Origin of the sequence: Streptomyces sp. DT224 (genome assembly GCF_049844595.1) — a bacterium.
Classification (GTDB): domain Bacteria; phylum Actinomycetota; class Actinomycetes; order Streptomycetales; family Streptomycetaceae; genus Streptomyces.
The window spans coordinates 247373-272947 of record NZ_JBNCLI010000004.1; the positions used below are offsets into that span (position 1 = coordinate 247373).

General features: G+C 73.2%; 25 protein-coding genes. 10 read left to right on the plus strand and 15 right to left on the minus strand.

All coding sequences use genetic code 11. The annotated features are described in order from the left end of the window. The first annotated feature begins 69 nt into the window (after nucleotides 1–69). Nucleotides 70–819 (plus strand): IclR family transcriptional regulator, encoded by a 750-nt coding sequence (locus ACLQ2N_RS11440; protein WP_425811708.1) that lies wholly within the window; start codon nucleotides 70–72, stop codon nucleotides 817–819. Nucleotides 820–830: 11 nt separating this feature from the next. Here ACLQ2N_RS11440 and ligD read toward each other — a convergent pair whose 3' ends face one another. The 6 genes from ligD to ACLQ2N_RS11470 all read right to left on the minus strand — a co-directional run bounded on the left by ligD (nucleotide 831) and on the right by ACLQ2N_RS11470 (nucleotide 4641). Beyond that, on the minus strand, nucleotides 831–1799 hold the full coding sequence (ligD, locus tag ACLQ2N_RS11445; protein ID WP_425811710.1) for a non-homologous end-joining DNA ligase: 969 nt from the start codon (nucleotides 1797–1799) through the stop codon (nucleotides 831–833). A gap of 43 nt (nucleotides 1800–1842) precedes the next feature. Continuing rightward, nucleotides 1843–2448, minus strand: a complete 606-nt coding sequence (locus tag ACLQ2N_RS11450) for a hypothetical protein (RefSeq protein WP_425811712.1) — start codon at nucleotides 2446–2448, stop codon at nucleotides 1843–1845. 3 nt (nucleotides 2449–2451) lie between these two features. After that, a complete protein-coding gene (locus ACLQ2N_RS11455; protein ID WP_425811714.1) occupies nucleotides 2452–2721 on the minus strand; it encodes a hypothetical protein in 270 nt (89 codons plus the stop codon). Between the two features lie 154 nt (nucleotides 2722–2875). Further along, entirely contained in the window at nucleotides 2876–3508 is a 633-nt protein-coding gene (locus ACLQ2N_RS11460; RefSeq protein ID WP_425811716.1) for a class I SAM-dependent methyltransferase, read from the minus strand. Between the two features lie 88 nt (nucleotides 3509–3596). Next, nucleotides 3597–4331, minus strand: coding sequence for an SDR family NAD(P)-dependent oxidoreductase (locus ACLQ2N_RS11465; protein ID WP_425811718.1), 735 nt, complete (start codon nucleotides 4329–4331; stop codon nucleotides 3597–3599). A 142-nt stretch (nucleotides 4332–4473) separates the two neighbouring features. Then, nucleotides 4474–4641 (minus strand): DUF6381 family protein, encoded by a 168-nt coding sequence (locus tag ACLQ2N_RS11470; RefSeq protein ID WP_425811720.1) that lies wholly within the window; start codon nucleotides 4639–4641, stop codon nucleotides 4474–4476. Between the two features lie 150 nt (nucleotides 4642–4791). On the opposite strand from ACLQ2N_RS11470, the gene ACLQ2N_RS11475 reads away from it, so the two are divergent. Both ACLQ2N_RS11475 and ACLQ2N_RS11480 read left to right on the plus strand, forming a co-directional pair. Beyond that, complete coding sequence (locus tag ACLQ2N_RS11475; RefSeq protein WP_425811722.1) at nucleotides 4792–5478, plus strand: ribonuclease H family protein; 687 nt, start codon at nucleotides 4792–4794, stop codon at nucleotides 5476–5478. Between the two features lie 163 nt (nucleotides 5479–5641). Next, complete coding sequence (locus ACLQ2N_RS11480) at nucleotides 5642–6373, plus strand: CDP-alcohol phosphatidyltransferase family protein (protein ID WP_425811724.1); 732 nt, start codon at nucleotides 5642–5644, stop codon at nucleotides 6371–6373. Here ACLQ2N_RS11480 and ACLQ2N_RS11485 read toward each other — a convergent pair. Then, on the minus strand, nucleotides 6342–6788 hold the full coding sequence (locus ACLQ2N_RS11485; protein WP_073969665.1) for an adenylyltransferase/cytidyltransferase family protein: 447 nt from the start codon (nucleotides 6786–6788) through the stop codon (nucleotides 6342–6344). The two genes, ACLQ2N_RS11480 and ACLQ2N_RS11485, sit on opposite strands and share 32 nt — an antisense overlap. 152 nt (nucleotides 6789–6940) lie before the next feature. On the opposite strand from ACLQ2N_RS11485, the gene ACLQ2N_RS11490 reads away from it, so the two are divergent. Genes ACLQ2N_RS11490 through ACLQ2N_RS11500 form a run of 3 tightly spaced genes read left to right on the plus strand, consistent with a single transcriptional unit; the run spans nucleotide 6941 to nucleotide 11171 of the window. Further along, the gene (locus tag ACLQ2N_RS11490; RefSeq protein WP_425811726.1) at nucleotides 6941–8203 is read left to right on the plus strand and encodes a glycosyltransferase; all 1263 of its coding nucleotides are present in this window, start codon (nucleotides 6941–6943) and stop codon (nucleotides 8201–8203) included. Continuing rightward, nucleotides 8200–9936, plus strand: coding sequence for a lipopolysaccharide biosynthesis protein (locus ACLQ2N_RS11495; RefSeq protein ID WP_425811728.1), 1737 nt, complete (start codon nucleotides 8200–8202; stop codon nucleotides 9934–9936). The genes ACLQ2N_RS11490 and ACLQ2N_RS11495 overlap by 4 nt, the downstream gene beginning before the upstream one ends. Beyond that, nucleotides 9933–11171 carry a hypothetical protein gene (locus ACLQ2N_RS11500; protein ID WP_425811730.1) on the plus strand — a complete coding sequence of 413 codons (1239 nt, stop codon included), beginning with the start codon at nucleotides 9933–9935 and terminating at the stop codon, nucleotides 11169–11171. The genes ACLQ2N_RS11495 and ACLQ2N_RS11500 overlap by 4 nt, the downstream gene beginning before the upstream one ends. On the opposite strand, the gene ACLQ2N_RS11505 is transcribed toward ACLQ2N_RS11500, so the two are convergent. Beyond that, entirely contained in the window at nucleotides 11146–12615 is a 1470-nt protein-coding gene (locus tag ACLQ2N_RS11505) for a hypothetical protein (RefSeq protein ID WP_425811732.1), read from the minus strand. The genes ACLQ2N_RS11500 and ACLQ2N_RS11505 overlap by 26 nt on opposite strands. A gap of 113 nt (nucleotides 12616–12728) precedes the next feature. Here ACLQ2N_RS11505 and ACLQ2N_RS11510 point away from each other — a divergent pair, with 113 nt between their 5' ends. Next, nucleotides 12729–13898, plus strand: a complete 1170-nt coding sequence (locus ACLQ2N_RS11510; protein WP_425811734.1) for a glycosyltransferase — start codon at nucleotides 12729–12731, stop codon at nucleotides 13896–13898. On the opposite strand, the gene ACLQ2N_RS11515 is transcribed toward ACLQ2N_RS11510, so the two are convergent. The 4 genes from ACLQ2N_RS11515 to gmd all read right to left on the minus strand — a co-directional run bounded on the left by ACLQ2N_RS11515 (nucleotide 13890) and on the right by gmd (nucleotide 18832). Further along, a complete protein-coding gene (locus tag ACLQ2N_RS11515) occupies nucleotides 13890–14717 on the minus strand; it encodes a glycosyltransferase family 2 protein (protein WP_425811736.1) in 828 nt (275 codons plus the stop codon). The two genes, ACLQ2N_RS11510 and ACLQ2N_RS11515, sit on opposite strands and share 9 nt — an antisense overlap. Then, nucleotides 14717–15430, minus strand: a complete 714-nt coding sequence (locus tag ACLQ2N_RS11520) for a hypothetical protein (RefSeq protein ID WP_425811738.1) — start codon at nucleotides 15428–15430, stop codon at nucleotides 14717–14719. Before ACLQ2N_RS11520 ends, ACLQ2N_RS11515 begins: the two co-directional genes overlap by 1 nt. Then, on the minus strand, nucleotides 15427–17676 hold the full coding sequence (locus tag ACLQ2N_RS11525; protein WP_425811740.1) for a LamG-like jellyroll fold domain-containing protein: 2250 nt from the start codon (nucleotides 17674–17676) through the stop codon (nucleotides 15427–15429). The genes ACLQ2N_RS11520 and ACLQ2N_RS11525 overlap by 4 nt, the downstream gene beginning before the upstream one ends. 142 nt (nucleotides 17677–17818) lie before the next feature. Continuing rightward, the gene (gene gmd, locus ACLQ2N_RS11530) at nucleotides 17819–18832 is read right to left on the minus strand and encodes a GDP-mannose 4,6-dehydratase (RefSeq protein WP_425811742.1); all 1014 of its coding nucleotides are present in this window, start codon (nucleotides 18830–18832) and stop codon (nucleotides 17819–17821) included. Nucleotides 18833–18944: 112 nt separating this feature from the next. On the opposite strand from gmd, the gene ACLQ2N_RS11535 reads away from it, so the two are divergent. After that, the gene (locus ACLQ2N_RS11535; RefSeq protein ID WP_425811744.1) at nucleotides 18945–19922 is read left to right on the plus strand and encodes a GDP-L-fucose synthase family protein; all 978 of its coding nucleotides are present in this window, start codon (nucleotides 18945–18947) and stop codon (nucleotides 19920–19922) included. Between the two features lie 87 nt (nucleotides 19923–20009). On the opposite strand, the gene ACLQ2N_RS11540 is transcribed toward ACLQ2N_RS11535, so the two are convergent. Continuing rightward, on the minus strand, nucleotides 20010–21506 hold the full coding sequence (locus tag ACLQ2N_RS11540; protein WP_425811746.1) for a sugar transferase: 1497 nt from the start codon (nucleotides 21504–21506) through the stop codon (nucleotides 20010–20012). Between the two features lie 423 nt (nucleotides 21507–21929). Between ACLQ2N_RS11540 and ACLQ2N_RS11545 the strand changes: the two genes are divergently transcribed. After that, on the plus strand, nucleotides 21930–23192 hold the full coding sequence (locus tag ACLQ2N_RS11545) for a D-arabinono-1,4-lactone oxidase (protein ID WP_425811748.1): 1263 nt from the start codon (nucleotides 21930–21932) through the stop codon (nucleotides 23190–23192). Nucleotides 23193–23201: 9 nt separating this feature from the next. Here the strand turns inward: ACLQ2N_RS11545 and ACLQ2N_RS11550 are convergent, their stop codons facing one another. Both ACLQ2N_RS11550 and ACLQ2N_RS11555 read right to left on the minus strand, forming a co-directional pair. Further along, complete coding sequence (locus ACLQ2N_RS11550) at nucleotides 23202–24197, minus strand: MASE1 domain-containing protein (protein ID WP_425811750.1); 996 nt, start codon at nucleotides 24195–24197, stop codon at nucleotides 23202–23204. Nucleotides 24198–24264: 67 nt separating this feature from the next. Then, nucleotides 24265–25098, minus strand: coding sequence for a PP2C family protein-serine/threonine phosphatase (locus tag ACLQ2N_RS11555; RefSeq protein WP_425811752.1), 834 nt, complete (start codon nucleotides 25096–25098; stop codon nucleotides 24265–24267). 167 nt (nucleotides 25099–25265) lie between these two features. Here ACLQ2N_RS11555 and ACLQ2N_RS11560 point away from each other — a divergent pair, with 167 nt between their 5' ends. After that, nucleotides 25266–25565, plus strand: coding sequence for a DUF1876 domain-containing protein (locus ACLQ2N_RS11560; protein ID WP_425811754.1), 300 nt, complete (start codon nucleotides 25266–25268; stop codon nucleotides 25563–25565). Nucleotides 25566–25575 lie beyond the last annotated feature (10 nt).

Below are 25575 nucleotides of genomic sequence, written 5' to 3' on the forward strand. Positions count from 1 at the left end.
GTCCCCCGGACGCAGTCCTGCCACCGGGACGTTTTGCCGGTTCCCGGCGGCGGGGCCATGCTGGTGGGCATGGCCGACCAGCCCGGCCCCGAACCCGTCGCCGCCGTCCGGCGCGCCCTCCGCCTGCTGGAGGCCGCGGGCGCCCACGAGGGCGGGGCCACCGCGCAGCAACTGGCCCGGGAGGCGGGGCTTCCCCCGGCCACCGTGCACGGGCTGCTGCCGCTGCTGGTCGGTGACGGCTACCTGAGGGAGCTGGAGGACCACACCTACGTCCTCACCGGCGACGCCCCGCTCGGCGGCGCCGGCGGGCAGCCGGTGCCCGCGCGGGTACGGCCCGCCCTCACCGCCCTGCGCAACGATCTGTGGGCGGCCGCCTATCTGACGCTCTACGTGGACGGCGAGATCCGGGTCATGGAGATCGTGGACAGCGCGCGCACCCCGCGCGTGGACCTGTGGGTGGGGCTGGAGGAGGCCGGGCACGCCACGGCGCTGGGCAAGACCGTGCTGAGGGAGCTCGACGACGAGGCACGGGCCGACTACTTCTCCCGGCACGATCTCACCGGCCTCACCCCCCGGACCATCACCCACCGGGACGAGCTGGTGCGGCAGCTCGACGGCTCGCCCGCGCCGGTGGTCATGGACCGCGAGGAGTACGTACGCGGCACCACCTGCGTGGCGGTCCCGGTGTACGGCGGCGAGCGGATCGGCTCCCTCGGCATCTCCTTCCGGTCCGACCGGATGTACCGGAGCTCCCAGGTCCGCGAGGAGTTGCTGTCGGCGGCCGTCAGTGTGTCCCGCAGGCTCACGCTGCCCGGCTGACGGGCCCGCGGTCAGTCCAGCCGGGTCAGGTCCGGCCGCAGTCGCTGCCACACCGGATGACGCAGCCGCCCCGCCGCCGTCCACTGCGAGGCGCTGACCTCCGCCACCAGCCGGGGTTCCACCCAGTGCGCCCCGGCCACGTCCACCGGCCCCGTGAACGGGGACGCCGGACGCGCGAGCACCGCCAGGTACTCCCTCAGCTCGCCCAGCTCCTGGTCGGACATCCCCGACCCCACGGAGCCCGCGTACCGCAGGCCGCCCGGTGCGTCCGTCCCGACCAGCACCGCCCCGGGGACCCCCGGGGGCGCGCCCTTGCGCTGGGTCCAGCCGCCGATGACCACGTCCAGCGTCTCGACCCGCTTGGTCTTGCGCCAGTCGGGTGAACGGAGACCCGGTGTGTACGGAGAGGAGAGCCGCTTGGCGACCACCCCCTCCAGCCCCCCGCGCACGACCGTCTCCCACGCCTTCGCTCCCTGCCCGCGCACATACGACGGCACCGACCAGTACGGTCCCGCGGACAGCAGACCTGCCAGGACCGCGCGGCGCTCCTCGTAACCCAGCGGCGAGAGCGGCCGGCCGTCCAGGTGCATCACGTCGAAGACCATCAGGTGCGCGGGGACGTCCAGCGCAAGGCGGGCGGCGCGGCGGGCGTTCAGGATGCCCATCCGGCGCTGGAGAAGCCCGAAGTCGGACCGCCCCGACGCGTCCAGGGACACGATCTCGCCGTCCAGGACCACGCTGCGGCCGCGCAGGACGTCGCCGAGGGCGTGCAGCTCCGGATAGGTCGGTGTGACGTCGTTGCGCGCCCGCGAGGTCAGCCGCAGGGTGCCGTCGCCCGGCGTCGCGACGACGCACCGGGCACCGTCCCACTTGGCCTCGAAGGCCCACTCCGTGTCCGGTACGGGGAGCGGACCGGGCACGGCCAGCATCGGTGCGATCCACAGGGGTGCCCCGGACGCGCCGGCGGAGGTGGGGGCCATAGCCTCCATGATCGAACGGCCGGCCGCTCCTCGCAGTCCGGGCTCACGCCGCCCAGGCGGACAAGGTCAGCGTGCCCGCGAGGACCTGCCACAACGCCCACGCGCCCGCCCGGCTCGCCGCGCCGCACAGCGCGCTCCTGGTGCAGTCCGTCTCCCGGTCCTGCCACGCGGCGACATCCAGGTGGTGGAAGCCGAGGGAGCGGGTGAAGGTGAACCGGATGTGCAGCCCGTCGCCCAGGTCGTGGCCGGGGAGTGTGGCGATCTGGAGGTGGTCGCCGGCGGCGGACTCCACACGCACCGGATTGCCGCCGAGCAGGTCGCACGCGTCGCCCGTACGGACGCGGCCGGGGCAGCTCCCACTCACGGGGAACAGCCGGAAGTTGTCCGTGAGCTGCCGGCGTACGGCCTCCGGCGTGGTGAACGGGTGGACGCCGAGCCCGTAGCCGTACCAGTACAGCAGGCGCCGGCCGTCGGGGCAGCGCTCGTGGTCCGGGTCGCATGCCCCGGCGGTGTGCGACGCCGCCCGCGGGGGAGCCGGCCGCCCCGCCCCTGCGTCGGCGCGGGCCGCCGGGGCGGCGAGCACCAGGGCCAGGCACGGGGTCGCCGCGAGCGCCAGGGCGCGCCGGACGGCCCGGCGCTCACGGGACACGGCTCAGCCCGGCGACTCGTCCGGCACCGGATGCTCCGGGTGCACTCCGGCGTTGCGGGCGGCGCCGCGCCCCGAGCCGGACTCGTCGGGGTCGGGCAGGTCGCTCCCGCCGTCACCCCTGTCGTCGCCGTCGTGCCCGGCGCGTGGCGGGGCGGGTACGTCCATCGGGTCCTCGCCCTCCTTGACCTGCTGGTCGGGCAGGTCCGCGGGCACCGGAGGGGGGCTCGGGGACGCGCCCTCGTGGACAGGGCCCTCTGGTCTGCGGTCGGTCATGGAAGGTCCTCCGTCGTCGTCCCCGCGGGCAGGCGGCGGGGCATCGGCAGCCTCGCGGTGCCGGGTACCCGCGGCGGGTCGGCCGAATCATTGTCGGCCGGCCGGGACCGCGCGGCATGTCCGCCGGACCCGCGACGACGGCGTACGGCCGCGCTCAGCGCACCCGGGCGAACAGGAACATCTGCGGTTCGGGCACGGCGGCCGGGATGGCGGGCACGAACATCGTGCTCTCCCGGGACAGGACGGTGAACCCGGCGTCCTCCACCAGCGCCGCGAACGCGTCCTCGCCAAAGCTGGTCACCTCGACCGGCTGCCCCATGAACGTGCCGCTGACGCCCTCCACGTCGAACGGCACCGTCGCCACGGCCAGATGGCCACCAGGCCGCAGCACCCGCGCGGCCAGGCGCAGCACGCCGGCCTGGTCCCCGCGCTCCATCTGCAACAGCGCGAAGTACAGGCACACCGCGTCGAAGGAGCTGTCCTCCAGCGGCAGCGTACGGATGTCGGCGCAGCGGAACTCGGCCCCCGGAACCTGGCGCGAGGCGATGTCCACCATCACCGGCGAGACGTCGACCCCCAGCACCTCGTGCCCGGCGTCCACCAGGGTCTGCGCCGTCGGCCGGCCCGTACCGCTGCCCACGTCCAGCACGCGCCCGTGCGGCGGCAGCACCCCCAGAAGCCGCTCCAGCGAGGCACGATGCGTGGCCGAAGCGGCGAACGCCGCCTCGTAGTCGGTGCCGAGAGCGTCGAACACGGCTGCGGCGGTGCGACCCCGTCCCGCTGACATGGCAGGCCCCTTCCTGTTCCGGTGCCCCCACTTCTACTGCAACAGGCGCGCCCCCGCCGCGAAACAGCCGCAATCCGGTGCCCCGCGCTCAGCGCCCGCCCGCCACCCGGAGCACCGTCCCCGTCGCGTACGAGGCGTCCGGGGAGAGCAGCCAGGCGACGGCGCCCGCGATCTCGTCCGGTTCGCCGGGGCGGCCGAGCGGGATGCCGGGGCCCAGCTTGTCGGGGCGGGCCGGGTCGGCGTGGAAGCCGGTACGGATGACGCCGGGGGCGACCGCGTTGACGCGGATGCCGGAAGGGCCGACCTCCTTGGACAGGCCGACGGTCATCGTGTCGACGGCGCCCTTGGCGGCGGCGTAGTGCACGTACTCGCCGGGGCTGCCCAGCGTGGCGGCGGCCGAGGACACGTTGACGATCGCACCGCCGCCCGTCCGCGTCATGTCCCGCACCGCGCGGCGCGCGCAGAGCAGGTAGCCGAGGACGTTGACCTCCAGGGCGCGCCGCATGCCCGCCGCGTCGGCGTCGGCCAGGGGGCCGACCGGGCCGCTCATCCCCGCGTTGTTGACCAGGCCGGTGACCGGGCCCAGCTCGGCGGCCGCGGTGTCGAAGAGGCGGTCCACATCCGTCTCGTCCGCCGTGTCCACCCGGACCGTCACGCAGCGCCGGCCCGCAGCGCGTACCGCCTCGGCGACCTGCTCCGCAGCGGCGGCGTCCGACCGGTAGGCCAGTGCGATGTCATGGCCCTGACCCGCCAGGCGTACGCAGACCGCCGCACCGATGCCGCGGCTTCCGCCGGTCACCACGGTGACAGGCTGACCGTTCATGGCAGGCCCCACTTTCCTCGTACTCGTGTGTGGAGCCATCGTAGGCGGGGATGATCATCCGCCTCGGCGAGGGCCGGAACGCGGCGGTGGACTGCCACCCACTCATGGAAGAGTGACAGTCCACCGGTCTGTGCGCCCCGCCTCACACGGGCAGGTTCTCAGGCCGCTCGCTCTGCTCCTGGAGCCTGCGTGCCTTCTCCTGGAGCCGTCGGCGCTGCTCCGGGTCGCTGGTGCGCTCCGCGGCCTCGGTCAGGTGGCGCGCCTTCTCGCGCATCTGCTGGGCGCGGTTCACCTCTCGTGCAACGCTCATCGTCACTCCTCGGGGACGTAGGGGAGAGCGGGTCCCCTCAGGGAAGCAGCGGGCCGTCACCATCGCACGCCGAAGCATCACGCAGCGTGAAGGCCGCAGGTGGGAAGTGGGGGGACGGAACCGCGTTCCGACGCTGGCATGATCGAGGGTATGAACGAGCGCATGATCGCCGCGTGTGACGGGGCGTCGAAGGGTAATCCGGGGCCGGCCGCCTGGGCCTATGTGGTGGCCGACGCCGAGGGGCGTCCCCAGCGGTGGGAGGCGGGGCCGCTCGGCACCGCCACCAACAACGTCGCCGAGCTCACCGCGCTCCAGGAACTCCTGGAGTCCGTGGACCCCGCCGTGGCGCTCGAGGTCCGGATGGACTCGCAGTACGCGATGAACGCGGTCACCAAGTGGCTGCCCGGCTGGAAGCGCAACGGCTGGAAGACCTCGGCCGGCAAGCCCGTCGCCAACCGCGACCTGGTGACCCGCATCGACGCACTCCTCACCGGGCGCGCCGTGAGCTTCGTCTACGTACCCGCCCACCAGGTGGACGGCGACCCGCTCAACGCGCTCGCCGACCAGGCCGCCAGCGAGGCCGCCGTCACCCAGAGCGCCGCCGGCACCGCGCACGGCTCGGCCACCCCCGTGCCGGCGCCCTCCCGCGCCACCGAGGGCCGCCGCACCGGCGCGACGGCCAAGCGGACCGCTCCCCGGAAGACCGGCAGCGGAGCCACCATCCGGGCCAAGTTCGCCGGCCGCTGCCACTGCGGACGGCCGTACGCGGCCAAGGACATGATCGCGAAGAACGACCACGGCTGGGGCCACCCGGAGTGCCGCACCGCCTCCGCTTGAGCCGCCGTCCCGGGCGGCTGTTCCCGGCCAACAGCTCCCGTGGGCCCACCGGATGGGGTGATCCCCCCGCGCGGCGGACGTACCCGTGCCATGATGCGGCTCCGGCAGCGCGCGGGGAGCGACGTCGGGGGAGCGGTGGCGACACCGGGACGCTGGGGGGCGCATGGACACCACGACGACGGTGCTCGGCCGGCTGCGCGGGGCGCAGAAGACGGCCAGAGGGGTGTCGCTCTACTCGCGGTACCTGAACCGCCCGGCCGGCCGGGTCTTCGCCGCCGGCGCGTACCGGCTCGGCATGACGCCGAATCAGGTCACCCTGACCAGCGCGGTGTTCACCTTCGCCGCGATCGCCTGCGTGGCGCTGGTGCGCCCCGGGCCCTGGCCTGCCGTCCTGGTGTACCTCGGGCTCGCCGTGGGCTTCGCACTCGACTCGGCCGACGGGCAGCTCGCCCGGCTGACGGGGCGCGGCGGGCCCGACGGCGAATGGCTGGACCATGTGGTCGACTGCGCCAAGATGATCCTCGTCCACACCGCCGTACTGATCGCGTTCCACCGGTACTTCGACCTGCCGGGCGACGGCTGGCTGCTGCTGCCGCTCGGCTTCCTGTTCGTCGCCGTGCTGACCTTCTGCGCCGGGCTGCTGCGCGAACAGCTCGGCAGGGCGGCGGCGCACGGCACCGCCCGGGGGCCCGGACCCGCCGCGCCGCCGTCCCGGCTGCGGGCCGTGGCGCTGCTGCCCGCCGACTACGGGGTGTTCTGCCTGGTCTTCCTGCTGCTGGCCGACGAAACGGCGTTCCGGATCGGATACGCCGTACTCGCCGCCGCGCACGCGCTGTTCCTCGTCCTGTTCCTGGGCAAGTGGTTCAGGGAGCTGAAAGCGCTCCGGGCGCACTGACGAGCGTGTCCAGGGCCCGGCGCAGTTGGGTGCTGGAGGTGTGCACGGTGTACGGGAAGTACACCACCTCCACACCCACCTCGGCGAAGTCGCGTTCGAGCTTCCTGCCCTTGTCGGTGTCCCGCCAGTCGTCCCCCTTGAAGATGACGTCGAACCTGACCTGCTGCCAGGTCTCGACCTTCTCCGGCACGGTCTCCACGAAGGCGGCGTCCACGTACCGCACACTCCGCACGATCTCCAGCCGCTCCGGGAGCGGGATCACCGGCCGGTGCCCCTTGGCGAGCGTGGCCATCTCGTCGGAGACGACCCCCGCCACCAGGTAGTCGCACTGGCTGCGCGCATGACGAAGGATATTGAGGTGTCCCACATGGAACAGGTCGTAGACCCCCGGCGCGTAACCGACCCTGTGCACCATCCGTTCTCTCCCCCCACGGTGAACGCGATGTCCGCGATAGTCCAACGACCTTACTGTGAAGACCACTTGCGCATCTCATGAACGGATAGGCTCGCTTTTGGGGCTGTTCCTCGGTGGAACACAGGTGGCTCCGGGGGGAAGGCGATCGCCCGATGGCAGACGAAGAGCACCGCAGACCGTTCGAGCAGCGCCGCCTGCTGGTGGTCTCCACGAACTACGCGCCGGAGCTGACCGGCATCGGCCCGTACGCCGCCCAGCTCGCCGAGCACTGGGCCGCTTCCGGCGCCGACACCCACGTGCTCACGGGCATGCCGCACTACCCGGCCTGGCGGACCGACGCCGCGTACCGGGGCGTGTGGCGCACCGAGGAACGGCGCGCGGGCGTCACCGTGCACCGCAGGCGCCACTACGTGCCGCCCCGCCAGAGCGCGTTGCGCAGAGCCGCCTTCGAGGCGAGCGTCCTGGCGCACGGCCTCCTCGCGCCGCCCGGCGTCCGGCCCGACGCGGTGGTCTCCCAGATGCCCAGCCTCGCCGGCGGCGTCATCGGCGCCCGCCTCGCGCGACGCCACCGGGTGCCGTACATACCCGTCGTCCAGGACCTGATGGGCGCCGCAGCGGCCCAGAGCGGCATCCGCGGCGGGGACAGGGCGGCGGCCCTCGCGTCGAGGGCCGAGCGGTTCGCGCTGCGCGCCGCGACCCTCGTCGGCGTCATCCACGAAAGCTTCGTCCCCCGGGTCACCGCCTACGGGGTCGACCCCGGACGCATCCGCACCGTCCCCAACTGGAGCCATGTACGCACCCCTTCGGCCGACCGCGCCGCGACCCGGGCCCGGCTCGGCTGGCGCGAGGACACACCCGTCGTCCTGCACTCCGGCAACATGGGCCTTAAGCAGGGCCTGGAGGTCCTGGTCGACGCGGCCCGCCTCGCCCCCGAGATCCGGATCGTCCTGATGGGCGACGGCAATCAGCGCGAGGCCCTGCGCGCCCGGGCCACCGGACTGCCCAACCTCGGCTTCCTGCCCCCGGCAGACGCGGAGGAGTTCACCGACATCCTGGCCGCCGCCGACGTCCTCGCCGTCACCCAGCGCGCCTCGGTGCTCGACATGAGCGTGCCGTCCAAACTCACCTCGTACTTCGTGTCGGGGCGCCCCGTCGTCGCCTCCGTGGCCGAGGAGGGCGGCACCGCCGACGAGGTGCGCCGCTCCGGGGCCGGGCTCCTCGTCGCGCCCGAGGACCCGGCCGCCGTGCTCGGCGCCGTGCGCAAACTGGTCGAGTCACCCGCCGAGGCCGACGCCCTCGGCGCCCACGGGCCGCGCTACGTGGCCCGCCATCTGGGCCGGGAGGCGGCGCTGGACCGTTTCGACGCCCTGCTCACCGAGGCCCTGCGGGACGGCCGGGAAGGGCCACGCCGATGACCGAGCCGCTCCGCACCCTGGACGAGCAGGACGAACCAGCCCTGCTCCGGGACCAGTTCCGCCAACTCCTGCGCTACCGGACGCTGCTCGTCACCGGTGTGCTCCTCGGCCTCCTCGGCAGCGGCTGGCTCGCCCTGAGCGGCGACGACACCTACGCGGCCACCGGTGAGGTGTCCGTACGCTCCGCCACCTCCGACCCCTTCGCCGCCGGCGCCTCCGCCGACAAGGGCATCAACATCGGCTCCGAACGCCAGACCGCCGTCAGTGACGCCGTGGGCACCATCGCGGCCGGCACCCTCGCCAAACAGGGCGACACCGTCGAGGTGGGCGCACTGCTCTCCGGACTCCAGGTCACCAACCCGCCCAACACCCTCGTCCTCAAGTTCGCCTACACCGGCCGCACCCCCGAGCAGGCCAGGGCCAGGGCCCAGGCCCTCGCCGAGGCATACCTGGAGATACGCCGGGAGCGCACCGAGGACAGCATCGACAACATGATCGACGGCTACCGAGCCCAGCTCAAACCCCTCACCGAACAGCGCGACCGGCTCGCCGAGCAGGAGACCGGCACCAGCGGCGACGACGTCACCAGCGCACGTGCCAACCTCATCGTCGCCATCTCCGGGCTCAACCAGAAGATCTCCGAACTCCGCGCCCTGGACACCACGCCCGGCTACCTCAACAAGAAGCCCGTCGCCCCGCAGCACCCCACCGGGGCGGGCCTGCCGCTCCTCCTCGGACTCGGCGGCGTCGTCGGACTCGCCCTCGGGCTGCTGATGTCATGGGTGCGCCTGGTCTTCGACCCGGCCGTCCGCTCCACCCGGGAACTCGTCCGCTCCCTGGGCGCCCCCCTGCTCGGCACCCTGCCCAGGGAACGCTCGACCGCCGGCACCCTCCTCGCCATCGGCCGCCCCGGCAGCAGGCTCGCCGAGGAGTACCGGGCGGTCGCCTTCCGGCTCGCCTACGACCCGTCCTTCGCGGAACGCCGCCGCCTCCTGGTCACCTCGCCCCGGGGCGACAACGACATGGCGCGGGCCGCCGCCGCCAACCTGGCCGCCGCCTTCGCCGAGATGGGCCGAGACGTCCTGCTGGTCGAGGCCGACCTGCGGACCCCGTCCCTGGCCGGCGACCTCGGCGCGGCCCAGCCGGGCCGCAGCCCCCGCTGGGCGACGGGCAACCAGGACCGGGGCTGGCCGTCCGACAGCCGGGCCAACGTCGACGTCCCGGGATCGGGCGCCTTCACCCTGGTCGCGGGGCGCCGCACCGACAACGTGCCGCGCGCCCTGACCTCCGCCCCCGTCAGCCGCATCATCGCCGAGGGAGGCAGGCCCGGCGCGGTCGTCATCGTGCTCGCCCCGCCCGTCCTGTCGTACGCGGACGCGGTCGCACTCGTCGACCGCGTCGAGGGCGTCGTCATCGTCTGCCGGCCGCGCGAGGTGCACCGAAGCGACCTCGAACGCATCCGCGAGATCATCGGCGCGGCGGGCGGCTCCGTCCTCGGCACCCTGCTCCACCCCGGCCACGGCCGGCTGGACCGGCGGACCCGCGGGAAGTCCGGCGGCGGCCGGCCGCCGGGTCACCGGCCCTCCGGACAGGGGCCCGCGGCCCCGGGCGGCAGGTACGGCGACCCCGACGTCGCGGGCCGCACCGGCGACCCCGCCGAGACGCTGGGGCTGCGCACCGTGGACGGCGGTCATGGCCGCGACGGCCACAACAGCGCCGCCGGACACCGATGAGAGCCCGTACCGCGATCGTCTGCTCGGTCGCGGACCAGGGGGTGGCGGCCCTCACCAACATCCTGGTGCTGGTGGCCGCCGCCCGGCTCTCGACGGTGGCCGGCTTCGCCCGCTTCTCCGCCGTCTACCTCGTCTTCACCGTCCTGCTCGGCCTCTCGGGTGCCTTCACGGGGCAGCCGCTGGTGCTGCGCAGGGGCGGCGGCGAGGCCACCCGGGGCGCCTGCCGCTCCGCCGTCTCCTTCACCCTGCTCGCCGCCACCGCCCTCGGCGCTCCGCTCGCCGCCGTCTGCGTGGTGCTGCCCGGCTCCACGGCGCGGGCCCTGATGACGCTGGGCCTGGTGCTGCCGGTGGTGCTGGGGCAGGACATCGCCCGCTACGCCTTCGCCACGCTGCACGCCCAGCACCTGGCCCTGGCCGCCGACACCCTCCGGCTCGTCTGCGTCATCGGCGCCCTGGCCGCACAGCCGCACGGGGCGCCGGCCGCCCAGCTGGTCGCCGTCTGGGGGCTCTCCGCGCTTCCCGCGCTGCTGCTGTCGGCGGCCGCCCTGCACCGCAGGACCAAGGGGGCCCCGGTGGCGCTGAGGCCGATGCTCGCGCAGGGGCACCTCGGCCGGAGGTTCGTGGTCGAGTTCGGCGTCGGCAACGCCACCTCCCAGCTCTCCGTGCTGGGCCTCGGCGCCGTCGGCAACCCCCTCGTCGTCGGCGCCCTGCGCGGCGCCACCACGCTCTTCGGCCCGCTCAACGTGCTGTTCACCTCCGCCACCGGCTTCGGCCCCCCGCTCCTCGGGCGGCTCGCGACCGACCGGCTCCGGGTGCGCGCGACCGCGGCGCTGGCCGTCCTCCTGGCCCTGACGGCGGCCTCCTGGGCCACCGTCCTCGCCCTGCTGCCCGGTTCCGTCGGCCGCCACCTGCTGGGCGCGACCTGGCCCACCGCCGCGGCGCTCCTCCCGGCCACCGGCAGCCAGTACGCGGCGATGGCCGCCGGCACCTGCGGACTGCTGGCACTGCGGCTCCTCGACCCGCGCAGCACGCTCCCGATCCAGGTGGTGTTCTCGCTCGCCGCGGTCGTCTTCCTCGCCACGGGCTACGCGATGGGCGGGGTGACCGGGGCCGCCTGGGGCCTGTGCCTGGGCTCCGTCTGCAAAGCCGTCGCGACCTGGGCCCGGGTGGCCCGGCTGACCCGGTCGGGCGCGCGGGCACCGGAGCCGGTCAGCGCGGACGCCGCCCGGACCTGAAACTCGTCACCAGCGCCAGGCACAGGGCCGCGATCGCCAGCTTCCCCGCCGCCTGCAACAACGGACCGCGCAACAGGATGAAGGTGTACCCGGCGATCAGCGGCGCCGCGATGGCCAGCACGCTGCCGGGGCCCGGCCCGTCCCGCGAGACCGCCCGCGCGTAACGCCGGTCGGTGCGCGCGGCCCCGTATCCCGTCAGCGCCAGCCCGCCGGCCAGGCCCACCACCCCGAAGTCGACCCACAGCTCCGCCCACAGCGGCGCGGAGAGGTTGGTCATGTTCATCCCCATCCACTGCCCGACGCGCACTCCGGTGTCCTCCGGCTTCCCGCTCCACGCCGCCCTCGGCACGAAGAAGAACGCGGACCCCGCCAGCTGCCGCCCGTAGGTGTGCCCACGGGTCCCGACCCAGGTGACCGTATTGGCGAACATCACCGTCTGGTCGTAGTCCTTCGTGGCCAGCGGCTCGAACACCGACGACGACTGGACCGGCCGGTACCCCTCGTCGTCGTACCGGAACCGGTCCGCGTACGGGAACAGCACCAGCGCTCCGATCACCCCGAGCGCCAGCACCGACCGGTACATCGCCGCGCTGCGCGGGAACGCCGTGAACAGCAGGGAGACCAGCACCGTCAGGAACCAGTAACGCGCATTGGAGATAGGGTTGTTGACGATCAGGTTGACGGCGGCCAGCGCACACCAGACCAGCACGGTGGAGGGCGAGCGCCTGGCCCGGCGCGAGGTCACCAGCCTGCGCGTGCAGAACAGCAGCGCCAGCAGCGCCGGCACCGTGCCGAAGCCCTTCAGGAACGCCGAGCCCACGTTGGACCCGCCGGACGCCACCCCGCTCTCGGCGACCGAGGCGCTGATCTCCTGCCTGCTGGAGAAGAAGACCGCGGGCCCGCCCAGCTTCAGCACGTAGTACCCGCTCGCCGCGAACGCCAGCAGCACCAGCAGCCGCAGCCGCACCGGGTGCGCGGTGGCCCCGTGCCCGTCCCCGCGCGCCGTGCGGCGGCGGCGCAGCGGGCGCCGCGAGGCCAGCAGCGCCCCCAGGTCGAAGGCCGCGCACCCCACGAGCACCAGCGCGACGGCGGTCACCAGGTCGCCGCGCGGCCCGACCGCGGGCGTCGGCGTCTGGCCGATGACCACCTGCGCGAACGGCGCCACCCCCATCGCGATGTACACGAACATCCAGAACACGCCCTGGAGGAGCCGGCGCCGCGTGGACAGGATCATCGTCGAGAGCCGTGCCCCCGAGTAACAGGTCAGGACGAGCTGCAACCAGTACGCGGTGTCCCGTACCCCGGTGCCGGGCTGGGCGGCGATCAGCGCGGGCAGGAAGCACACCAGCCCGAGGACGATCGGCACGGCCAGCGCCCGCGACAGCATCGCCCAGGACAGCGGGCGGGTGGGCGCGGACAGCGCCCCCTCGGGCACGGATGCCATCAACTCCCCTTCCGCGAAGCGCGGTTGTCTGACCACACATTAACGAATCACCACACGTGAGGAGATGTGACGACTAGTCTGGGCAGGGCCGGACGAGGGCAAGGGGGACCCTGGTGAAGATCCTGCACATCGTCACGCTGCACACCCCGGACCACGCCTTCGGCGGTCCGACCCGGGTGGCCCTGAACCTCTCCAAGGTCCAGCGCGCCGGGGGCGACGACGCCAGGATCATGGCGCTCGGCGACGGCTTCGACGGCCCGCTGCCGCGCGAGGTGGAGGGCGTCCCCGTCCACCTCTTCCGGGCCCGCCACCTGCTGCCGGTATTCGAGGTCAGCGGGATCACCTCCGCCGCCCTGCTGAGGACCGCGCGCCGCATGACGCGCGGCGCCGACCTCGTCCACGTCCACCTGATGCGCGACCTGGTCACCCTGCCCGCCGCCCTGCTCGCGCTGGCCTCCGGCACACCCCTGGTCGTGCAGACCCACGGCATGGTCGACCCGACCGAGAAACGCGTGGCGCAGCTGACCGACCTCCTGGGCGTCCGCAGGGTGCTGCGCCGGGCCGACGCGGTGCTCCACCTCACCGAGGCCGAGCGCCTCGACGTCAACGCCGTCGCCGCCCCCGTGCCGCTCACCCGGACCGTGCGCCTGGTCAACGGGGTGCGCCCGCAGCCCTTCACACCGTCCCGCGAGCCAGGCCGGCCGCCGACCGTGCTCTTCCTCGCCCGCATCCAGGAGCGCAAGCGCCCCGAGGACTTCGTCGCCGCGATGCCCGCCGTCCTGGCTGAGCACCCCGACGCGCGCTTCGTCCTCGCCGGTCCGGACACCGGCGCTCTGCCGGGCACCCTCGAACTGGCGCGCCGCCTCGGGGTGACGGGCTCGCTGGACCACGTGGGGCCGCTCGGCCACGAGGAGGTGCTGGCGGCCGGCCGCGAGGCCGATGTGTACGTCCTGCCGTCCATCGAGGAACCCCTGGGCGTCTCGGTCCTGGAAGCGATGTCCGTCGGCACACCCGCCGTCATCACCCGCACCTGCGGCCTCGGGCCCGATGTGGCGCGCGCCGGGGCCGGCAGGGTCATCGACAGCCGTGTCGGTGAGGACGCCGCCAACGCGGACAAGGTCGCGCGGGCGATCCTGGAACTGCTGGAGCCGGACGCCAACGCCGAGGCGGGCAAGGCCGCCTGGGAGCTGGTCAACGAGCACTTCACCATCGAGGCCGTCACCCGCACCCTCCGGCGGACCTACGAGGACGTGGTCCGCCGGCGGGCCAAGGCGTCAAGATGACGGCTGCTCACGCGACTTGAGGGCGATCTGCCACCGGTAGAAGCTCATCGCCAGGGCGAAGTCGAACCCGGCGCGCCCGTCGAGGAAGCCCCGCCGGTAGACGTACATGTAGGCGAAGGACATGAGCGGCTTGAACGGCGCCTTGTGGAACAGCTGCCCCTGCCGTGACTTGGCACGGCGCACCTGCTCCTTGACCTCCGGATGGTGGTTGAGCCACGCCTCCCAGTCCGAGTAGCGGTTGTGGCGCTCGAACCACGCGGTCACCGGGTCCAGGTCCTGGTGCTCGATCGGATGGCGCAGCGCCGCCGTGCTCTGTGCGACCGGCTGGTAGTGCCCCTCCACCTCCCCGATCCCCGGTGCGTCCAGATCGCCCACTTCCGGGTAGTGGCAGCGGGTCCGGTCGGTCAGGGAGCGTTTGCGGATGGTGTAGCCGTGCCGCAGCCGTTTCCCGGAGAACCAGTAGCCGAGCGGGATGTCGTACGCGGCCGGCTTCGGCGCGTCCTGATCGGCGAAGATCCCCCGCAGCTCGGCCAGCAGCCCCGAACTCAGCCGCTCGTCCCCGTCGAGCAGCAGGATCCAGTCCAGATCCGTGCGCACATGGTCCAGGCACCACTGCTTCTTCCGCGGGTGCCCGCCGTCCCAGGTGTACAGGACGACCTCGGCACCGCACTCGGCGGCGATCTTCGCCGTGTCGTCGGAGCTGTGCGAGTCCACGACGACCACCGCCTCGAAATGGTCGATGACCGACCGGACGGCCTCCGCGATGTTGAGCCCCTCGTTCTTCGTGGGGATCGCCACGGCTATCGGCAGCTTGTTCATCAGTTGCCCCCTTCGGGCAGCCAGGCCCAGCAGCCTGTGGAGGTGAAGGCGAGTGCCGCGTCCGGAATCGTGAGCGTGGTCCGCTTCCCGTCGTGCGAGGAGCCGGAGGCCAGGACCTTCCCGCCCGGACCGGTCACCTCCCAGGTGCAGTTCGCGGTGGGGGAGACGTTCCGGTAGCGGCCGGGCCGCAGCCCTCCGCCCCGGTGCACACCGTCGGCATACCCGTGCGAGGCCCGCTCCACGAGGTCCTCGTGCCGGGGGCAGAGATGGACGACGGCGGGCCGCGCGCCGGTGATCTCGCCCGTCACGACGGCGCCCACCGCCGTGTCCCGGTCCACCTTGACCAGGTAGTCGAGCCGGTCGCAGGTCTCCTGCCCGGTCTGCAGCACCGCCGCCGGGTCCATCCCCACGGGCACCCGGTCGGTCAGATACTCCTTCTGCTTCTCGGTGAACGTGCCGGTGGCGGGCGTCAGCCGGTCGGTGGGGATCTTGGGCGGCTCGCTGCTCCCGGAAGGCCGGGGACCGGCGGAAGCGGCCCCGGAGGGCTCCGCGTCCGTCCCGGCCACGGGCCCGGGGGAGGAGGCGACGGCTTGAGGTGCCCCCGCCGCCCTGCCGCCCCCGGCACCGTCCCCGTCACCGGCGGACGAACCGCACGCGGCCAGTGCCGCCGTCGCGAGAACGACGGCGGCACCGGCCAGGAAGGCGTTCCTCATCCGCTGTTCCTCAGCGCGTAGTGGGCACTGACCTGGGCGGCGGACAGCGCGGCCGGATAAACGGCGGTCTCGTCGATCTGGCCGGCGAAGAAGTTGCTCGTCGGCCGGTTCGGCCAGGTCGCGAGGTTGTCCCCGCCCACCCGCCAGTAGCCGGTGTAGTTCAGGTTCTTGGTGTACCGCGCGTTCGAGGCGCGCAGCTGCCCGTCCACGTACAGGGCCATGCCGCCCGAGCCCTGGGTGGCGACGACGTGGTGCCAGGCACCGTCGTTGTACGCCCCGGTCGTGCTGACGGTCTGGCCGCCGTTGTTGGAGGTGCCGAACGTCAGACGCCCGTTGTTGAGCATGTACACGTGCTTGTCGTACTTGCCGCTCAGCTCCATGGTGTTGCTGCCGAAGCCGATGATCTTCCCTCCCCGGGTCGTCGTGGTCTTGATCCAGGTCTCCAGGGAGAAGGCCGTGACCTGGGACCGGCTGCGGTTGCCGTACGCGTACTGGGTGGATCCGTTGAAGCCGATGGCGGTCGACGGCCCGGCCACGGCCGCCGGGGTCTGACGGTACGAGGGCGTGCCGCGCAGGAAGCCGTTGTCCAGCCCCGCCCCGGTGTCGGCGGCGAAGGTGGACGTGCCCTCGTCGTAGCGCCAGTACAGGGCCGCCCCGTCGGAGAGCACCTTCGCCGGATAGCTCTCGGCCCTGGCGGCCACGGTGGCGCTCACCGCGGGCGACTTGGCGCTGGTGTTGGTGCCGTCGCTCGCGCTGATCCGGTACGTGTGGGTCTCACCGGGCGCGACGTCGGTGTCCGTCCACCGCAGCTGCGGACGGTCCCAGAACACGGAGTACCCCGTCGTCGTGTGGACGGGGGTGGCCGCCCCGTCCTTGTAGATCCGGTACGTGAGCACCCCGTCGTCGGTGTCGAAGCTGGTCTGCCAGTTCACGTCCACCTTGTCCGGGGCGACCGTGGAGACGCTGACGTTCGGCACCCAGGGCGCCCCCGTGTCCGGGCCGTCGGCGAACCGGGTGAGCCCCTGCTGCGGCTTGCTGTTGACCGTGGTGAACTCGCCGCCCACCCACAGGTAGTGGTGGCCGCCCTTGTCGGTCTGCGCCATCACGCGCGGGCCGACCGGCTCGCCGATCCCGTCGTTGGTGTCCGGGAACCACGGCAGCAGCTTCGGGTCGTCCACCGACTGGGCCAGCAGGTGCTTGCGCGGCTGGTCGGGGAACTCACCCATGGACGCGCAGTCGTGCGCGTGACTGCCGCTGTAGAGCACCCCGTTGTGGACCAGCAGCGCCTGTGTGGCGCCCAGGCAGGTGTCGCGCCACACCTGGTCGAACGTGGCGAGGTCCAGGGCGATCCGCCCGTCGAACACCCCGCCACCGGTGCCCTCGTTGGCGGTGTAGAACTGCTTGGCGTCGCTGGTGAGGTCCTGCACCGTGGAGGTGTTCGGGATGAAGCCCGGGTAGCTCTTGCCCAGGGCCCCGGTGGTGGCGTCCACCACCGCCAGCGCGTGCGAGGTGGTGCCGTTCACGGTGAAGAAGTCCCCGCCGAGCACCACGTGCCGCCCGTCCGGGGTGACCTCGACCGCCCGGCCCACCTCGTCCGCGTTCGCCGTCCACGGCTTCAGCGCGGCGCCGGTGGTGACGGCCGCGAAGAAGTTGCGGGGCTGCCCCGCCACGCTCTTGAAGTCGCCCCCGAGGTACACCGTGTCATCGGTGACCGAGAGCGCCCGCACGGTGGCCGAGACGGCGACCTTGAAGTTCTGGCGCGGGGTGCACGTGGCGGTGTCGATGGCCGCGACGTTGCTGACGCCCACCCCGTTCACCGCCCCGAACTGCCCGCCCGCGTAAAGGGTTTCACCGTCCGGCGACAGGGCCAGCGCGCGTACGGTCGCGGTCCCCGAGGAGAGCGTGAACGACAGGGAGCAGTCGGTGGGCGCCCCCGTCGCGGTGTCGAAGGCGGCGAAGTTCACCGCGGGCTGCTCGGAGGTCCCGGCCGCTGCCCCCGGCGGCCGTACGGTGGAGAAGGTGCCGCCCGCGTAGACCACACCGTCCTCGGACGCGGCCATCGACCAGACGATGCCGTTGGTCTGCCAGGTGGACAGGTTGTCCGCGGTGATCGAGACGGGGGCGGTGAGGGCGGCGGCCGGGGGACTGCCCGCGGCGGCGGCGCTCAGGGCGCCCGCGAGCAGGCCGAGCGCCGCGGCCGCGGCCCGCGTCCGGCCGCGTCGGCGCCCCGTGGTTCCGTTCATCATTCAGCTCCGAAGGTGAGAACGAGCTGCGGCCCGTTGGCCGCGGTCGAGTGGGCGGAGCCGGAGCCCCGCCCGAGCCGGCGCGTGCAGCCCCACCGCGTCACCGGTGGGTGTGGGGGGCGCGCCGGAGCCAGTTGCCTGTCCACTACCGGTCCACGCGCACGGCGGCCCCCGCGAGTTCGTCAGAGAGCCGGCGCACATCGGCGTCGACCATGATCCGGGCCAGCTCGCGGGAGCGTACGGCCGGTTTCCAGCCGAGCAGCCGACCGGCCTTCGAGGCGTCGCCGATCAGCGCGTCGACCTCGCTGGGCCGCTCGTACTTCGCGTCGTAGCGGACGTACTCGCGCCAGTCGAGGCCGGCGTGCTCGAAGGCGTACTCCAGGAACTGCCGGACGCTGACCCCCTCACCGGTGGCCACCACGTAGTCGTCAGGGGTGTCGCACTGGAGCATGCGCCACATCGCGTCCACGTACTCGGGCGCGTAACCCCAGTCGCGTACCGCGTCCAGATTGCCCAGGTGCAGCCGGCTCTGGAGGCCCGCCTTGATCCGGGCCACACCACGGGTGATCTTCCGGGTCACGAACGTCTCCCCGCGCCGGGGCGACTCATGGTTGAACAGGATGCCGTTCACCGCGAACATGCCGTACGCCTCGCGGTAGTTGACTGTCGCCCAGTACGAGTAGACCTTGGCGACGCTGTACGGGCTGCGCGGGTGGAACGGCGTCAGCTCGTTCTGCGGAGGCGGGTTCGCGCCGAACATCTCCGAGGAGGACGCCTGGTAGATCCGGGTGTCGATGCCACTGGCCCGTACCGCCTCCAGGAGCCGGATCGTGCCCAGACCGGTCACATCCCCGGTGTACAGCGGCGCGTCGAAGGAGACCCGTACGTGCGACTGGGCGCCCAGGTTGTACACCTCGTCGGGCCGGATGTCCCGGAGCAGGTTCACCAGCGCGACCCCGTCGGCCAGATCCGCGTGGTGCAGCACGAAGGACCGGTGCTCCTGCTCCGGGCCCTGGTAGATGTGGTCGATCCGCTCCGTGTTGAAGCTGGAGGAGCGGCGGATCAGGCCGTGGACCGTGTACCCCTTCTGGAGCAGCAGCTCCGAGAGGTACGAACCGTCCTGTCCGGTCACCCCGGTGATGAGCGCGGTCTTCGCCACGTGTCCCCCTTCTGTGGTCGCCCGTAAGGCAGTTGGTCATGGAATTGCGAGGTCTGACTGATCCGGGATAAAACGTCACCGTTTCGCCCGGCTGGTGGCACAATCCGAAAACATGACGACTGATCTCCCCGGCCCTCCCCGGGAACGAGTCCCGTCCCTGCTACGCCCCGGCGCCCGCGTGTTCGTGGCCGGTCACCGGGGCCTGGTGGGCTCGGCGGTGGTCCGCCGCCTCACCGCCGGCGGCCATGAAGTGATCACCCGCGGCCGCGACCGCCTCGATCTCCGGGACGCCGAGCGGACCGCCGCCTTCCTGCGCGGCATACGCCCGGACGCCGTGGTGCTGGCCGCCGCCCGGGTCGGCGGGATCATGGCCAACAGCACGTATCCCGTGCAGTTCATCGAGGACAACCTGCGCATCCAGCTGAGCGTGATCGCGGGCGCGCACGCGGCCGGCACCGAGCGGCTGCTCTTCCTCGGCTCCTCGTGCATCTACCCGAAGCATGCCCCGCAGCCGATCCCCGAGAGCGCCCTGCTCACCGGGCCCCTGGAGCCCACCAACGAGGCGTACGCGCTGGCGAAGATCGCCGGCATCGTGCAGACGCAGTCCTACCGCCGCCAGTACGGCGCCTCCTACATCAGCGCCATGCCGACCAACCTCTACGGACCCGGCGACAGCTTCGACCTGGAGACCTCCCACGTCCTGCCCGCCCTGATCCGCCGCTTCCACGAGGCCCGCGAGTCCGGCGCGCCGGCCGTCACGCTCTGGGGCTCCGGAAGCCCCCGGCGCGAGTTCCTGCACGTGGACGACCTCGCCGCGGCCTGCGTGCTGCTGCTGGAGCGCTACGACGACGGAACACCCGTCAACATCGGCTGCGGCGACGACCTCACGATCCGCGAACTCGCTTCGCTGGTGAGTGAGGTGACGGCATATCAAGGCGACATCCGCTGGGACACCGGCAAGCCCGACGGCACCCCGCGCAAACTCCTGGACGTCACCCTGCTGTCCTCCCTCGGCTTCGCACCGCGCATCCCCCTGAAGGAGGGCATCGCGGAGACGTACTCCTGGTGGCTCCGGCAGCGGGCCGCGTAGCCGCCCCCGCCCAACCGTTCCGCCCGCCCCCGTGCCCGGCGGGCGGGCGGCCCCGCCCCTTCCCCTGGCGCTCATCCGCCCCCGTCCTCAGTACGCCCCGCGGCCGTCGGTGACGGCGCGCAGCGTCCGGGCCATGAGGCCCATGTCCGTGGCCACCGACCAGTTGTCGACGTACCAGAGATCGAGCGACACCGTCTCCTGCCACGAGAGGTCGGACCGGCCGCTGACCTGCCACAGGCCCGTCAGCCCCGGCTTCACCGCGAGCCTGCGCAACTCCCGCTCGTCGTACCGGGACACCTCGTCCGGCAGCGGAGGACGAGGGCCGACCAGGGACATGTCACCCTTGAGGACGTTGATGAGCTGCGGCAGTTCGTCCAGCGACGAGCGGCGCAGCAGGCGGCCGAGCCGGGTCACCCTGGGGTCCCGGCGCATCTTGAACATCCGGCCGTCGCTCTCGTTCGCCTCGGCGAGCCGCGCCTTGTGCCGCTCGGCGTCCACCACCATCGTGCGGAACTTCCACATGACGAACGGGCGGTTGTGCTGCCCCTGGCGCACCTGTCGGTGGAAGACCGGGCCCGCCGAGGTCAGCCGGACCGCCACCGCCGTCAGCAGCAGCAAGGGAGACAGGGCGACCAGCCCGCAGGCGGCCCCCGCCCGGTCCACCGCCGCCTTCAGGACCGGCTGGAGTCCCCGGCGCAGCGGCGGCACGATGTGCAGCAGGGTGAGCCCGGCCGCCGACGAGGGCCGGATCCGGTCCGCGGCGGTCTCCGAGAGGTGCGAGAGCACCGACACTTCGAGCCCGCCGTCGTGCAGCCCCCAGGTCAGCCGCCGCAGCCGCTCCTCGGCCAGCCCCGGGCCCGGGACCACCAGCGCGAGGTCCGCCTCGTGCGCGAACGCCGCGCCGAGCACCGTCGAGGCGTCGTCGCCCTCGGGCGCCGGAGCCAGCCGCCCCGGCACCGGGAGGTCGCAGCTCAGCGCCGCCGCGCCCACCGGCAGCGCGGCCACCACCCGATAGCCGTGGTCGTGCCGCGAGGTGAGCAGCCGCGCCGCACGGTCCACCCCCGCGGCCTCGCCGACCACGAGCACCCGGCGCGCCGTCCGGCGCCTCCCGGACCGGGCCAGCCGCCGCGCCCACGAGGTGCCCGCCGCGGCCAGGAGCCCGGGGATCAGGGCGACGACGGCCGCCGCCGGGTCGATCGGCGCGTCGAGGACGGTCCACAGCACCGCCAGCACACCGATGAGCAGCAACCAGTCCCCAGGGGCGGTCAGCGCCCCGGGCGGGCGGCCGGGCACCCGTAGGACGTACCGGCCCCGGGCCGCCCGGATCCCGCACCACACCAGGGTGGCCGCGAGCGCCCCGGCCAGGGCCTCGGGCTGCCCGTCGGCGCGGAGCACGAGCCAGGCGGGTAACCCCAGGCCGGCGGATTCGGCGCACACCACCAGGGTCAGCAGGCCCGGGTGCCTGCCGGGCGCCCCGGCGCCGCGCTCGCGCCGTACGTCCGGGAGCTGCCGGGGCCGGGCGCTGTCCCGGTCGTACGGCAGTCCTGAAGAGGTCCGCGGCCGTGGCGCCCCCGCCAGTCCCACGGGCCTCGGTATATCAGATTCGGGTAGCTCGACATGCCCCATGAACCCCCCAGTCACAGTCGCATCGCCACAAACGGGGCGCATCCGTCGATCCAGTGGACTGACGGACGCGCCCTCGCTCGGTGCACGATATCCACACACATGGCATTTCGCTGGAGTTCCGGTGAAGTTCAGACAGGAGCGGCGATCCGGGACTCGTCCCGATCCGTACCGGATCTCAGGTTCTGTGCGTACCTGTCGGTATGTGTGACGTGTGTCAAACGGTTGGTGTGCGGATATGTACCTCGGTCGCCAACTACCGTACGTGCTCGCACGGTTGCGCGTGCGGTATTCGGGCCGCTCGGCTCCGGCGGCACGCGGGTGGTCTGGGAGAATGCAGTGTCGGGAGCAGGTGCCCGGCCATGAGTGGAAGAGGGACGTACGGTGACCCCCGCGGAGAAGAACTGGGCCGGCAACATCACCTTCGGCGCGAAGCGGCTGTGCGTGCCGCGATCCGTCCGCGAACTGCGCGAGACGGTCGCCGCCTCGGACGCCGTCCGCCCCCTGGGCACCCGGCACTCCTTCAACACCGTCGCGGACACCTCCGGCGACCAGGTGTCGCTCGCCGGGCTTCCGCGCGTCGTGGACATCGACGTGCCGGGCCGGTCGGTCTCCCTGACCGCCGGACTGCGTTTCGGCGAGTTCGCCGCCGAACTGCACGAGCGGGGTCTCGCCCTCGCCAACCTGGGCTCGCTCCCGCACATCTCGGTCGCCGGCGCCGTCGCGACCGGCACCCACGGCTCGGGCGTGGGCAACCGCTCACTGGCGGGCGCCGTCCGCAGCCTCACCCTGGTGACGGCCGACGGCGAGACGCGCACCCTGCGGCGCACCGACGAGGACTTCGCCGGCGCGGTCGTCTCCCTCGGTTCCCTCGGCGTGGTGACCTCGCTGGAACTGGACCTCGTGCCCGCCTTCGACGTGCGCCAGTGGGTGTACGAGGACCTGCCCGAGGCCACCCTGACCGCGCGCTTCGACGAGGTGATGTCCGCCGCCTACAGCGTCAGCGTCTTCACGGACTGGCGTCCCGGCCCGGTCGGCCAGGTCTGGCTCAAGCAGCGGGTCGGCGACGAGGGCGCGGCGGACGCGATGCCCGCCGAGTGGCTGGGCGCGCGCCTCGCCGACGGCCCCCGGCACCCGATCCCGGGGGTGCCCGCCGAGAACTGCACCCGGCAGCAGGGCGTGCCCGGTCCCTGGTACGCGCGGCTGCCGCACTTCCGGATGGAGTTCACCCCGAGCAACGGCGACGAGCTCCAGTCGGAGTACTTCGTGGCCCGCCCGGACGCCGCCGCCGCGTACGAGGCCCTGGCCCGGCTGCGGGACCGGATCGCCCCGGTGCTCCAGGTCTCCGAGCTCCGCACCGTCGCCGCGGACGACCTGTGGCTGAGCCCCGCCCACGGCCGGGACTCGGTGGCCTTCCACTTCACCTGGGTCCCGGACGCGGCGGCCGTCGCCCCGGTGGCCGCGGCGGTCGAGGAGGCCCTGGCCCCGTTCGGCGCCCGCCCGCACTGGGGCAAGGTCTTCTCCACGGCCCCCGAGGTGCTGCGCACCTTGTACCCGCGCTACGCGGACTTCGAGGAGCTGATGACCCGCTACGACCCGGAGGGCACGTTCCGCAACGCGTTCCTGGACCGGTTCTTCCGGCGCTGATCCGCGTGGTCAGCGGCTGCCGCGTTCGTCCTCGGCCTGGGACGGCCAGGCGGCGGCCGAGCGGCCCGGGGCGAGCTGGTCGACCACCTCGGCCAGCTCCTCGCAGGCGTGCTCGATGCGGTGCCGGATGTTCTGCTGCTCGGTGACGACGGCGGCCAGCAGGAGAGCGGTGAGGGCGACGGCGCCGTTCAGGACCGTCAGGCTGATCATCACCTCGACGATGGTGTGCCCCGTGAACGGCCCGGCCCCGTCCGTCCCCGCCACGATCGCCAGGACGGACACCAGCAGGGCGCACGGGGCGCTGCCCGGAAGCTGGAAGCGCAGGGCGGCCCAGATGAGGATCGGGAAGACCAGGTACATCATCGACAGCGTGCTCCGGGTGGCGACCACCGTACCGACGACCGCGACGACCAGCAGCACCCCGGCCTCCGCCCAGCGGTCCGTGATCCGGGGCAGCCGTGCCCGGGGCAGGACCAACAGGACCGGGGTGACCATGAGCACCCCCATGACGTCGCCGGCCCACCAGGCGGCCCAGACGGACCAGAAGTCGTGGAACGGGAGCTTTCCGTCCGCCACCAGCATCCCCGTCCCCGTCGTGCTGCTGATCGTCATGGGGACCATCCCGCCGAGGAACACCAGGATGATCCCGTCGCGCAGCCGGTCCAGCTCGCCGCGGAACCCGGCCCGGCGCATCAGGAGGTACGCGCACAGCGGCGCGAGCGTGCTGCCCGCCACGATGGCGGCGGTGGCCGGCCGCGCCGTACCCGTGAGCGTGGTGACGACGATGAGTGAACCGACCGCGATCCCGGGCCACGCACGCGCCCCCAGGTACAGCAGACAGCCGAGTGCGATCCCGGTCGGGGGCCACAGGGGGGTGACCACCGCCCCGTGCACGGTCACCTCCCGCAGCAGCCCCAGGCGGGCCGCCCCGTAGTACGCGGCGGCGACGGCCGCGACACGCAGGACCGCCCACAGGTGACGACGGTTCCTCTCGGTGCGGATCACGTCCCTCATCAGACACCGGGCCCGAGGCGGACGGAGGCGTGACACGCACGGCCGGCCGGCCTCGGCCTCACCCTCCGCCGTCCCTGAGGCACCCGTGGCGCAGGACGAGCACCGCCGCGTCGTCCTGGTGCCCGGTGTGATCGGCGGCCCCCATGATCGCGTCCGCCAGCGCGTCCGCGGCCTCGGTCACCCGGGAACGTACGAGCCGCACCACCTCGTCCAGCCCTGCGTCCAGGGAGTACGAGGGGCCTTCGATCACCCCGTCGGTCAGCAGGACGAAGGCCCCCTCGCCGCTGAGCGAGCGCGTGGTGACCGGGTACTCCTCGCCCGACTGCACACCGAGCGGCAGCCCGCCCTCGTCGTCCGTGGCGCCCGCCCGGCCGTCCGCTGTGGCCCAGACCGCGGCCACATGCCCGGCCCGGGCGCTGCGCAGTTCCCGGGTGTCCGGGTCGAGACGAGCGAAGGTGCAGGTGGCGAGCAGTCCGGCGTCGGCGGCGAGCAACAGGTCGTTGGTACGGCTCACGACCTCGCCCGGGTCCTCCGCCGTGAGCGCGAACGCGCGCATCGCGATGCGGATCTGGCCCATGAAGGCGGCGGCCTCCACGTCGTGCCCCTGCGCGTCCCCGACGGCGAACGCCAGCGCCCCGTCGGGGAGCACGAACCCGTCGTACCAGTCGCCGCCGATGTCCAGGCCACTGCGCGCCGGGGTGTACCGGGCGGCGGTCCGAAGGCCCGGCAGCGACGGCAGGGCGGAGGGCAGCATCTCCCGCTGGAGCGCCTCGGCGAGCTCCACCCGGGCCTGGTGCAGCTCCACCTCGCGGCGGGCCCGGGAGGTGAGGTCGTGGAGGGTGGTGAGCAGTTCGTCGGAGCTGGCCGACCGGGGAGGACGACGCCGGTTCATGGGCCGCTCCGCGGGAAGGGGGGATGGCGGGCCGGGTGTCTGCATCCTATTTCGGCGCGGGACCGGGCGCAGTCCGGGCGGGCGGCGCCGGCCGGTCGGGTGGATGCTGGAAGTGGACCCGTGCGGCGGCCCGCGCCCGCCGGCCGGTGCGGGCCGGGAGGTATGCGATGAACCGCACGCTGGAATGGACGGTGCGCGTCGAGCTCTCCGAGGAGGACGGGACGACCAAGGCGGAAGCGGTGCTGGACACGGGCACCGCGAGACTCTCCGGCCAGGGGATCGCCCGGCTGAGCCCCCAGGACCCCGATGTGCCCACGATCGGCGACGAGGTCGCGGCGAGCCGCGCGATGCACGATGTCGCCGGGCAGCTGATGAGCGTGGCCGACCGTGCCATCGGCGAGGCCGGCGCCGGCCGGACGGACGGCCCGGTGCCCCCGCCCTACGCCTGGTCGGACGCCACGGCCTGACGCGCACCGC